Annotated in this window: 10 protein-coding genes; 9 read left to right on the forward strand and 1 reads right to left on the reverse strand. The window is 64.1% G+C overall.

Annotation, left to right across the window (positions count from 1 at the left end):
* Positions 1-23 precede the first annotated feature (23 nt).
* The 8 genes from cysC (at position 24) to AC1RQ9_RS09265 (ending at position 8373) form a co-directional block, all read left to right on the forward strand.
* Entirely contained in the window at positions 24-1910 is a 1887-nt protein-coding gene (cysC, locus tag AC1RQ9_RS09230) for an adenylyl-sulfate kinase (protein WP_485986597.1), read from the forward strand.
* Positions 1911-2052: 142 nt separating this feature from the next.
* The gene (locus AC1RQ9_RS09235) at positions 2053-2382 is read left to right on the forward strand and encodes a DUF2849 domain-containing protein (protein WP_019084831.1); all 330 of its coding nucleotides are present in this window, start codon (positions 2053-2055) and stop codon (positions 2380-2382) included.
* The gene (locus AC1RQ9_RS09240; RefSeq protein ID WP_485986598.1) at positions 2372-4060 is read left to right on the forward strand and encodes a nitrite/sulfite reductase; all 1689 of its coding nucleotides are present in this window, start codon (positions 2372-2374) and stop codon (positions 4058-4060) included. The genes AC1RQ9_RS09235 and AC1RQ9_RS09240 overlap by 11 nt, the downstream gene beginning before the upstream one ends.
* Positions 4047-4538, forward strand: a complete 492-nt coding sequence (locus tag AC1RQ9_RS09245; RefSeq protein WP_019084829.1) for a DUF934 domain-containing protein — start codon at positions 4047-4049, stop codon at positions 4536-4538. The genes AC1RQ9_RS09240 and AC1RQ9_RS09245 overlap by 14 nt, the downstream gene beginning before the upstream one ends.
* 101 nt (positions 4539-4639) lie before the next feature.
* Positions 4640-5941: a 3-deoxy-D-manno-octulosonic acid transferase gene (locus AC1RQ9_RS09250; RefSeq protein ID WP_485986599.1), complete on the forward strand. Its 1302-nt coding sequence runs from the start codon at positions 4640-4642 to the stop codon at positions 5939-5941.
* Entirely contained in the window at positions 5941-6930 is a 990-nt protein-coding gene (gene lpxK, locus AC1RQ9_RS09255; protein ID WP_485986605.1) for a tetraacyldisaccharide 4'-kinase, read from the forward strand. The genes AC1RQ9_RS09250 and lpxK overlap by 1 nt, the downstream gene beginning before the upstream one ends.
* The gene (locus tag AC1RQ9_RS09260) at positions 6927-7862 is read left to right on the forward strand and encodes a lysophospholipid acyltransferase family protein (RefSeq protein WP_019084826.1); all 936 of its coding nucleotides are present in this window, start codon (positions 6927-6929) and stop codon (positions 7860-7862) included. The genes lpxK and AC1RQ9_RS09260 overlap by 4 nt, the downstream gene beginning before the upstream one ends.
* A gap of 160 nt (positions 7863-8022) precedes the next feature.
* Positions 8023-8373, forward strand: a complete 351-nt coding sequence (locus AC1RQ9_RS09265) for a hypothetical protein (protein ID WP_019084825.1) — start codon at positions 8023-8025, stop codon at positions 8371-8373.
* Between the two features lie 29 nt (positions 8374-8402).
* On the opposite strand, the gene AC1RQ9_RS09270 is transcribed toward AC1RQ9_RS09265, so the two are convergent.
* Positions 8403-9740, reverse strand: coding sequence for a penicillin-binding protein activator (locus AC1RQ9_RS09270; RefSeq protein ID WP_026018441.1), 1338 nt, complete (start codon positions 9738-9740; stop codon positions 8403-8405).
* Here AC1RQ9_RS09270 and rsmI point away from each other — a divergent pair.
* Positions 9725-10714 (forward strand): 16S rRNA (cytidine(1402)-2'-O)-methyltransferase, encoded by a 990-nt coding sequence (gene rsmI / locus AC1RQ9_RS09275; RefSeq protein ID WP_198284435.1) that lies wholly within the window; start codon positions 9725-9727, stop codon positions 10712-10714. The genes AC1RQ9_RS09270 and rsmI overlap by 16 nt on opposite strands.
* Positions 10715-10765: the final 51 nt, after the last annotated feature.

Consider the following 10765-nt stretch of genomic DNA (forward strand, 5'->3'; position numbering starts at 1 on the left):
GGACAGGACGGAGTTATATTACAATGAGTACAATCCCGACCCCTGCCCCGCAGGAAGCCGCCACCCCCATCGTGATCGTGGGCCATGTCGACCATGGCAAGTCCACGCTGATCGGTCGCCTGCTGTATGATACCGACAGCCTGCCCGACGGGCGTGTCGCGCAGATCATTGAATCCAGCAAGAAGCGCGGGCTTACGGTTGAATGGAGCTTCCTGCTCGACAGCCTGCAGATCGAACGTGACCAGGGCGTGACCGTTGATTCCACCCGCATTCCCTTCCGGCTGGGCACGCGCCAGTTCGTGATCGTGGATGCGCCGGGCCACCGTCAGTTCCTGCGCAACATGATCACCGGTGCGGCCGATGCCGAAGCCGCAGTCCTGGTGGTTGACGCGAATGAAGGTGCTCAGGAACAGACCCGCCGCCACGCCATGCTGCTGCGCCTGATCGGCATCCGTCATGTCATCGTGCTGATGAACAAGGTTGATATCTTCAACTACAACCAGAAGAAGATCGAAGCCGCCGAGCGCGACATCACCGCGCTCCTGCACCAGCTTGAAATCGAACCGACGGTGTTTGTCCCCGCCTCCGCGCGTGAAGGCGACAACATGGCGTCGCGTTCCGACAAGATGCCGTGGTACAAGGGCCCGACCCTGACCGAGGCGCTGGCCGCCGTTCCCGCCCCGTCATCGCGCGCCGACCTGCCGCTGCGCCTGCCGGTGCAGGATGTCTACCGTTTCGACACCAAGCGTATTGTCGTGGGCCGTATCGAACGCGGCCGCATCCGCGTGGGCGATGAGGTGGTGATTGGCGTGCATGGCGCGCGCGCGCGCATCGCCACCATCGAAAGCTGGCACACAGCCCCGCAGGTGGCCGCCATTGCTGGCCAGTCCGTGGCCGTAACGCTGGAACCCGATGTCATTCCCGACCGGGGCGACTTCCTGTATCCCGCATCCGCCGCCCCCCTGCGTGCGGCGCGCATCCGCACGCGCCTGTTCTGGCTGCGTCAGGAACCGCTGCGCGTGGGCGAAAGCTTCAAGCTGCGTCTTGCCACGGCGGAACACCAGGTCACGGTGGCGGCGATTGATTCCGTGGTGCGCCTGGAAGACCTGACCGAACACCCTGCCGAGGAAGTGCCGCCCGAAGGCTTTGCCGAAATCACGCTGGCGGTTTCCGAAACCATGCTGTTCGACGCATTCGTGCCGGGCACATCGGACGGACGTGGCGTGCTGGTGGACCGTAACCAGCAGATCGTCGGCGGCGCGCCGCTGATCGGTATTGCCGAAAGTGTCGCGGGCCGCAATGCCATCCACCCGACCGACAGCGCCGTGTCGCTGTGGGACCGCGCGCAGGCAAAGGGCCACCGTGGTGGCGTGTTCTGGATGACCGGCCTGCCGGGCGCGGGCAAGAGCACGCTGGCGCGCGGGGCGGAAACGCGCCTGTTCGCACGCGGGGTCGATGTTTCGGTTCTGGATGGTGACACGCTACGCGCGGGCCTGTGTTCGGACCTTGGCTTTTCCGAAGCGGACCGTCGTGAAAACGTGCGCCGCGCCGCCGCCGTGGCCCGCATCCTTGCGGAAAGCGGTCAGGTGGTGATCGTTGCCCTGATCTCCCCCACCATTGCGGACCGCGAACTGGCACGCCAGATCGTGGGTGAGGGTTTTCATGAAATCTTCATCGACACGCCGCAGGCCACGTGTGAAGAGCGCGACCCCAAGGGGCTGTATGCAGCCGCCCGCGCGGGCAAGATCGAAGGCTTCACCGGCATCGATGCGCCGTATGAAGCACCCGTGAAGCCCGCCCTGCGGCTGGAAACGGCCAATGCGTCAAGCGATGAGACGGCAGCACGCCTCGCCGCCTTCATTGGTGAGGAAACCCGCCTTGACGGGGTGGTCCAGCGCCAGAAGTCCTGATGCCAGCGGGGTCGGGCAGGACCTGTCCGGCCCCATGCAGGACCGGGTTTTAGATTACAGGCGCCAGTTTACATGTCTGGCGCCTTTTTGTACCAGTCACGGCAGATAGATCGCCTGTTGCCTGGAAAGGATCGGTTCACAAGTGGATGTCAGGAACAACCGCCGGGATACGACCGGTGCCAGCGTCATTACCGCCAACCGCCTGCTTGATGGCCGCATCGTCTGGCTGACACAGCAGGGATGGTCGGAACATATCGGGCATGCCCGTGTTTTTGACAATGCGGATATCGAAGACGCGATAGCGCAGGCCAAGGCCACGCCGGATGCACGCAGGCTGGTGGGTATCTATGGCGTGCAGCTTGACCCGTCGGCTGCGGGCCTGTCCCCGCTTACGGTACGTGAGCGCATCCGTGCGTTCGGGCCGAGTGTCCATCCTGATTTTGCCCCTGTGGAGACATCCAATGTCCACTGACACCGCACCCCTGCCGGTTGGCCGGTATGCCTATGACCAGGTGGACCGTACTTTCCTGTCCCAGCGCGTGGCGCAGTTCCGCGAACAGGTGAACCGCCGTGTCAAGGGCGACCTGAGCGAGGATGAGTTCAAGCCGCTGCGCCTGATGAACGGCCTGTACCTGCAGCTTCATGCCTACATGCTGCGCGTTGCGGTACCCTATGGCATGATGGGGTCGGACCAGATGCGCATGCTGGCCCATATCGCGCGCACATATGACCGCGATTACGGGCATTTCACCACGCGCCAGAACATCCAGTTCAACTGGATCCGGCTGGAGGATACACCCGATATTCTCCAGCATCTGGCGGACGTGGACATGCACGCCATCCAGACCAGCGGCAACTGCATCCGCAACGTGACGTGTGACGAGTTCGCGGGCGCTGCCGCCGATGAACTGCTGGACCCGCGCATCCATGCCGAGATCCTGCGCCAGTGGTCCACGCTGCACCCGGAATTCTCGTTCCTGCCGCGCAAGTTCAAGATCGCGATCAGCGGCAGCCCGCATGACCGCGTCGCGGCCCGCTTCCACGACATCGGGCTGGTCGCCCGCCCCGGTGCGCAGGGTCGGCCGGTGTTTGACGTGTTCGTGGGTGGCGGGCTTGGCCGCACGCCGATCATTGGCGTGCAGCTGCGCGACAACCTGCCTGAAGAGGACCTTGTTGCCTACCTTGAGGCCATCGTGCGCGTGTACAACGCCTATGGCCGCCGCGACAACATATACAAGGCCCGGATCAAGATCCTTGTCCAGGCGCTGGGTGTCGAGGCGTTCCGTGAAAAGGTCGATGCGGAATTCGCGCTGATGGACCGGGCGGATTACCGTCTGGATCCCGCCATTGTTGATGGCATCCGCGCGCGTTTCGGCATTCCCGAACTGGTGGCCCCGGCGGATGCGGCGCAGAAACTTGCCGCCGACCGCAAGGCCGACCCTGCCTTTGACCGCTGGGTGCGCACCAATACCCATCCGCATCGCAATGACGGTTTCATAAGCGCCGTCATTTCCATCAAGCCCGATGGCGGCATCCCTGGTGATGTCACGGCGGACCAGATGGACCTGATCGCCGAACTGGCCGATGGCTGGTCGTTTGGTGAAATCCGCGTCACCCACATGCAGAACGTGGTGCTGGGCCATGTGCGCAAGGACCGTCTGCGCGAACTGTGGGGCAAGCTGGTCGCGGCCGGTCTGGGCACGCCCAATATCGGGCTGGTGGGCGATATCATCGCCTGCCCCGGTCTGGATTACTGCTCACTGGCCAATGCGCGTTCCATTCCGATCGCGCAGAAGCTCAGCGCCCGCTTTGCCGATCCGGAACTGCAGGAACGCATCGGCCGGCTGCATATCAACATATCGGGCTGCATCAATGCCTGCGGGCACCACCATGCAGGTCATATCGGCATCCTTGGGGTGGACAAGCGCGGCGAGGAATTCTTCCAGCTGACCCTTGGTGGTTCGGCGGCCAATGACGTGGCCATTGGCCAGATCATCGGCCCGGCGCTGCCAGAGGACGAGACGGTCGATGCCATTGCCCGACTGATTGATACCTATCTGGTGCTGCGTCAGGGTGACGAGCAGTTTATCGATACCTACCGGCGTCTTGGCGCCGCCAGCTTCAAGGACGCTGTCTATGCCCCTGCTTGAGAATGGCCACATCAAGGATGACACCTGGGTCACGGTAACCGAAGACGCGCCCCTTCCGGCGACTGGCGCGGTGATCGTGCCCTTCGCACGGCTGGAAGAAGGCCTGGCACGCGGGGCGGATGCGCCGCTGGGCGTCACCATCGGGCCGGATGTGGATGTGTCCCTGCTACGCCCTGCCCTGCCGCGCCTTGGCCTGGTGGCGGTCACGTTCACGACCTTCCGTGACGGGCGTGCCTTCACGCAGGCCCGCGCACTGCGTGAACACCTGTCATTTACGGGGGAAATCCGGGCGACCGGCAAGCCACTGCCGGACCAGTACGAATTCATGCTGCGCTGTGGCGTCACCACCGTTCAGACCGAGCGCGCGGAAGACATAAGCGTATGGCAGCAGGCGCACGAAATCATTTCCGTCGCCTATCAGCCCTCCGTCCTGCATGAACGCAGGCAGGGGCTGGGGCTGCGCCGCTTCCTGTCCTGATGACATGATGGGAAAGGAAGGCCCTGCATCCTTTTCCCATCTGACAGGGCGTGTTACCGCAGGGACATGCGCAACCACCGTGCTTTTGGACTGATACGGACATGACGCGCCCGGACATGACGGGCGCGCGCCTGTGTGGTGCTGTCCTTGGTGCAGGATGGTGGGGTGTCGCCAGCCTGCTGGCCCCCGTCCTGCGCCATAACCTGTCGCGTCGCCTGAAACGGGGCAAGGAAACACCGGCCAGCCTGCCCCAGCGCCGTGGCATTGCCAGCATGGGGCGCCCCCACGGCCCGCTTGTCTGGCTGCATGCCGCAAGCGTTGGCGAAAGCATTTCGGTGCTGCCGGTTATCAGCCAGCTTCTGGCCATCAGCCCGTCCCATCATATCCTGGTCACGACTGGCACCATGACGGGGGCCGAGATCCTGCATGCACGCCTGCCGGGCATAGATGGACATGAACGGGTCCTGCATCAGTTCGCGCCGCTGGATGTGCCACGCTGGGTTGCGCGATTTGCCGATTTCTGGCGTCCCGATGCGGCGGCACTGGTGGAAAGTGAACTCTGGCCCAACCTGATCGCAACATGCAGGCGGCGGCGCATCCCGCTGGCGCTGCTCAACGGACGCCTGTCGGACCGGTCACTGGCCCGGTGGGGCAAGGCGCGATGCCTGCTGGCGCGCATGCTGTCCACTTTCACATGGGTCATGGCCCGGACGCCGGAAGATGCCCGCCGCCTGCAACACGGTGGCGCGGAACGGATCGACATGATCGCAGACCTGAAAGATGCGGCAGCGCCCCTGCCGTGCAACCCGGCGGACCTTGCTGCAATCGGGCGCACGCTGGGCGGTCGTCCGGTCTGGGTGGCGGCTTCCACCCATCAGGGGGAGGAAACCGAAATCCTTGCCGCCAGCATCATCATCCGTCAGGCCGTGCCAGATGCGCTGACCATCATCATTCCCCGCCATCCCGAACATGGGGCGGATATCGGAGCACTGGCGGACCGACCGCTGCCCCGTCGCGCGGCGGGACAGTTTCCCACAGCGCGCGATGCCGTATGGATATGCGATACATTGGGGGAAACGGGGCTGTTCTATGCCCTCGGCGCACCGGTCCTTATGGGAAACAGCCTGCCCGGCTGCGCGGGTGGCGGCCATAATCCCGTTGAGCCGGCACGGGCGGGATGCCCGATTGCCACCGGCCCGAAAACCGGCAATTTCCGCCAGGCCTATGCCCGGATGGGGCAACGCATCCACTACGTGCATACTGCGCGGAACATTGCGCAATGGGTCATCACGCAACTGCGGCATCCTGACCGGGACGGCGTTTTGGCACCTGATCCTTCCCCGCCCGACCCTGATATTGCCCGGCAGGTCGCCCTTGCGATTCTGACGCTGGGACAACGGTGATGCAAGCCCCGGCCTTCTGGTGGAATGCGCCCGCCCATCCGGGATGGGCCGCCCGCCTGCTGTTCCCGTTGTCATGGCTGTATGCATCCGCAACCGCCCGGCGGGTCGTCAGGCACACCGGATGGCGGGCACCCGTGCCCGTGCTGTGCTGCGGGAATATCGGGGTGGGTGGTACGGGCAAGACCCCACTTGGCCTTGACCTTGCCCAACGCGCCATTGCCCGTGGGCGTCGCCCGGCCTTTCTGTCCCGTGGCTATGGTGGCCACCGGCCCATGGGCACGCGGGTTGACCCTGATCGCCATACAGCACGTGACACAGGGGATGAACCGTTACTGCTGGCCCGGGTCGCACCATGTTATATCGGCGCGGACCGCGCGGTTTCAGCACGGCAGGCCCTACGGGACGGGGCGGACTGCCTGCTGATGGATGACGGGTTCCAGAATTCCACGCTGCATCAGGATCTTGCGCTGGTGGTTGTGGATGGTGCGGTCGGATTCGGCAATGGACGGGTCCTGCCTGCGGGGCCGCTGCGCGAACCGGTCCACACTGGTCTGGCGCGTGCGGGGGGCATTGTCATGATTGGTACCGATCGGCAGGGCGTTCTGGCCGGCATGGAAAACGGGCCACCCTGCTTTACCGCCATGTTACAACAGGATGTTGGCAACGTGCCGCGTGACAGGCCCCTTATCGCCTTTGCCGGCATCGGACGGCCCGCGAAGTTCTTTGACGGGCTTGCCAGCATGGGGCTTTCCCCCCTGCGCTGCATGGCGTTTACCGACCATCATCCCTATACCCGGACGGAATGCCGCGACCTGCTGGCACTGGCCGCGCAATGGAATGCGTGCCTGGTAACAACGGAAAAGGACGCCGTACGCCTGCCCCCCGACATGCGGGCGCGGGTTACGACCGCCAGCGTGCATCTGGCATGGGACACGCCCGCCATGCCCGAACGCATACTTGACCTATGGCTGGGCAGGACAGACGCATGACAGTTGCCACCCCCACACGCTCCGCCACCCGGCAGATGCATCTGGAAGCCGCCTTCGTGTGCGGGTTGCTGGCGATATTCCGCCGGATTGGCCCGGTGCGGGCCTCCAACCTGGGTGGCTTCCTGTGCCGGATGGTGGGGCCATGCCTGCCGGTGTCCCGCATTGCCGATGCCAACCTGCGCATGGCGATGCCCGAACTGGATGCCACCATGCGCCGCCGCGTGATACGGGACATGTGGGATAATATCGGTCGCAATGCTGGCGAATTCCCCCATCTTGCCACCCTGCCCCGCAATCCGGGCAGCGGTCCGGGCTGGGACGTGGTGGGGGAAGAATACCTGACCGCGCAGGCACGTCGCGGCGGCCCGACCATTTTCGTATCCGGGCATATCGGCAACTGGGAAATGCTGCCGCCCGCCGTGGCGCGGTATGGCATGCCGTTTTCATCCTTCTACCGCGCGCCGAACAACCCGCTGGTTGACCGGATCCTGTGCGACCTCCGGGATGCGGCCATGGGGCAACCTGTTCCCCTGTTCGCCAAGGGGGCGAAGGGCGCACGCAGCGCGCTGGGCCATATCCTGAAGGGGGGCCATCTGGGCATGCTGGTGGACCAGAAAATGAATGATGGTGTCGCCGCCCGGTTTTTCGGACAGCCCGCCATGACGGCGGGGGCCATGGCGGCCATGGCGATCAAGCTGCGCTGTCCCGTCATTCCCGGCTATGTCGAGCGCCTGGGTCCGGCACGGTTGCGGATTCATGTCCATCCCCCGCTTGACCTGCCCGACAGCGGCAACCGGGCGCAGGACCAGATGGACCTGACCCAGATGGTCAATGACTGGATTGAAAGCATTATTCGCCATCATCCCGGCAGTTGGCTATGGCTTCACCGCCGCTGGAATGTGCATTTGCCTAAAAAAAAGCCTAAAAAATAATCATATTTGCAACATATTATTGCTTTTTTATCACAGGTTAAGGTTTCTGCCTGTTTCTTCGGCTTTCAGTCCCAAATTCAATTTGGCAAAGCTGCCATGCAGGAATAGCGTTGTTTCCACATTGTCACACCACGACAGTCAGAGGGCCAACGGAATGCACATGATGGATCAGCAGGCATATGCCACCAATGTTGTTTCCCTGCGGCAGGGCTTGCTGCCCCGTCACCGCGAATACCTGATGCGCTGGCTGCAGGCCGGTGCCTGCATGGGTCTGTGTGATGCGGACATCACCGACCGCGACGAAAATGATGAAATCGATCTGGAACACGTCCTGGTCTGGGTACGTGAGAACGCAAACCCCGCCTACATGGTTCGCCCCGAAGGCAAGGGAATGGGCTGGGTACTGATCGACCAGATTCACGAACGCCCGCTGGCAACCTATCGCAGCTTCGAAGCCGCACTGCATGCGATCCGTCCGGTGCTGTCCTGCGGGGCGACTGCCGCGGCCTGAACGGCCACGACAGCATTCCCCTTCGCGCCTTAATTGGCGCTGCGGCGCAGCTTGCCTGCGGGAGGGATGACGATCCTGCTGCCACCGGATGGCAGGATCTGGAACACTGCAAGATCACGCCGCGTCTTGCCATTTTCAAGAAAACCAAAAGCGCCATCCACCCCGCCAAAACCTTCCGGCCGGGTCAGCGCCTGCACGGAATAGCCATTGGCGCTGCCTGCGGGGCGCGTCTGGTCCAGGGCCTTGACCAGGGCCGCCGAATCATAGGTCAGGTCAGCCAGCGGCGTGGGCATGTGATGGTAGCGCGCCATGAACTGCTGCACGAAAGCCTGACGGCTGGCCGGATCGGGGGCTGCGTACCATGCGCCCTGCAATGCCGACAGCTTGGTGGCGAAAGCGCCCCACAGTCCCGGTCCCATGATCTGCACATGCGTGGGGTCCACATGCACCTCGGTCAGGGCGTTGATGACCATGCCCAGTTGCAGCCCCGTATCCCCCAGCAGCAGGGCGTCAAACGGTGGCGCCGGGAAATCCGGTGTGGCGGCAGGAGCCGCGGGCTGATCGGATGAGGCCGGGGGCGCGCCATCGGGGTTGGCGGGATCGACCGCCGCATCGACCTTCGGGGCTTCGGGCTGCGCATCCGGCTGGGGCTGAACCACGGCGGCGGCGCGGGTTTCATAGGCGGACAGGGTTTTCAGACCCGTTAAAACGGATGCCTGCAGGCTTTCATGATACATAATCTGCGGGGATTGCAGCCCGTTTTCCGCGCATACCTGCTGAAGCGCCTGCCCCAGCGCATGGCCCAGACGGTTTTCAGGCAGGAAGGCGGCAAAATGCTGCCGTCCCTGCTGGCGCGCGGCCAGCACCATACGGCGCACCTGCTGTTCGGGGGCGATGCCCAGCGTCCACACACCGGGCTGGGCCACGGACATGTCACTGGTAAAGGCCAGCATGGGCACATGCGCCGCCGTGGCAACGGGGGCGGCGGCAGCCGTATCATCCGTGGTCAGCGGCCCGAGGATCAGCCCGTCCCCTGCCGAGACCGCAGACTGTGCCGCCGTCGCGGCGGTGCTGCCGGGGGCTGCCGTGTCATGCACATCCAGCGGCGGGGCGGTCGGGGTATTCATGGCCATGCGGGTGGCGATCAGCATTTCCTGACCCAGACGGGCATTGGCGCCGGTCAGGGGCAGCAGGACACCGACGCCGCGCCCAGCCTTCGGGGCATGATGGTGGCTACCACCGCTGGCGCATGCCGTAAGGGCCGACAGTGCCAGCCCGGCAAACAATAAGCGCTTGCATGCAAAGCGCGAAGAGGCAGAATCAACATCCTGTCCTTGCATCTGGGTTCCGAATGTCTGACGCCTCATCTTCCTCGCCTTCAAAATCTCAACATGCCGCGGAACATCCGACGGACATTCCCCCAGAAACGGTTCATAGCGGAGAAACGCCCCCCCGTCATGCAGGGAACGCGGATGAATCCATTCCGGTTGTGCATCGGCCAGGAGAACTTGTCCTTGTTTCCACCCCCATTGGCAATCTGGGGGACATGAGCCACCGCGCGGTGGCGACGCTGGAATCCGTTGACCTGATTTTGTGCGAGGATACCCGTACCAGCGCGCGGCTATTGCGGGAATACGGTATTCATACCCGTACCCGTCCGCTGCATGACCATAACGAGGACCGGCAGATCCCCGCCCTGCTGGACGCACTGGGCGCGGGGCAGCGCATTGCGGTGATTTCGGACGCGGGCACGCCGCTCATGTCCGATCCCGGATACCGCCTGGTGCGTGCGGTCGTGGCGGCGGGCGGGCATGTCACGGCCGTACCCGGCCCCAATGCGGCGGTCATGGCGCTGACCCTGTCTGGCCTGCCCCCGCACCCGTTCATGTTTTCAGGCTTCCTGCCCCCGCGTGAGGCCGCGCGTCGCGAGGTGCTGGCGCAGTTGCACGCGGCGGAATGCGCGGGCCTGTCCGCCACATTGATCTGGCATGAAGCCCCGCACCGGCTGGCGGAAATGCTGGCGACCCTGGCTGATGTCATGGGAGGCGACCGCCCCGCCGCCGTCGCGCGCGAACTGACCAAGCGGTTTGAGGAAGTACGCCGTGGCACGGTGGCCGAACTGGCCGCCCACTACGCGGACAACCCGGCCCGTGGCGAAATTACCGTAGTGCTTGGTCCGCCCCTGCAGGGCGACAGCACGGCCAAGGATCTGGACACGCAATTGCGCGAGGCCCTGCGCACCCTGTCGGTCAAGGACGCGGCCGCCCTGGTAGCGGGCATTACCAGCCTGCCCCGGCGCACCGTCTATGCCCGTGCGCTGGAACTGGCGCGCGAAACATAAGAAAAAGTTTCTGGGTGCTGCCTTTTTTCAAAAAGGCAGCATTCTTCGAAG

Source organism: Komagataeibacter ossonobensis, from assembly GCF_057359305.1.

Bases quoted from the DNA above. Each gene is read 5' to 3' on its own strand.
- cysC (WP_485986597.1), top strand. From the start codon at position 24: ATGAGTACAATCCCGACCCCTGCCCCGCAGGAAGCCGCCACCCCCATC.
- AC1RQ9_RS09240 (WP_485986598.1), top strand. From the start codon at position 2,372: ATGTCCACTGACACCGCACCCCTGCCGGTTGGCCGGTATGCCTATGAC.
- AC1RQ9_RS09245 (WP_019084829.1), top strand. From the start codon at position 4,047: ATGCCCCTGCTTGAGAATGGCCACATCAAGGATGACACCTGGGTCACG.
- AC1RQ9_RS09250 (WP_485986599.1), top strand. From the start codon at position 4,640: ATGACGCGCCCGGACATGACGGGCGCGCGCCTGTGTGGTGCTGTCCTT.
- lpxK (WP_485986605.1), top strand. From the start codon at position 5,941: ATGCAAGCCCCGGCCTTCTGGTGGAATGCGCCCGCCCATCCGGGATGG.
- AC1RQ9_RS09260 (WP_019084826.1), top strand. From the start codon at position 6,927: ATGACAGTTGCCACCCCCACACGCTCCGCCACCCGGCAGATGCATCTG.
- AC1RQ9_RS09265 (WP_019084825.1), top strand. From the start codon at position 8,023: ATGATGGATCAGCAGGCATATGCCACCAATGTTGTTTCCCTGCGGCAG.
- rsmI (WP_198284435.1), top strand. From the start codon at position 9,725: ATGTCTGACGCCTCATCTTCCTCGCCTTCAAAATCTCAACATGCCGCG.
- AC1RQ9_RS09270 (WP_026018441.1), bottom strand. From the start codon at position 9,740: ATGAGGCGTCAGACATTCGGAACCCAGATGCAAGGACAGGATGTTGAT.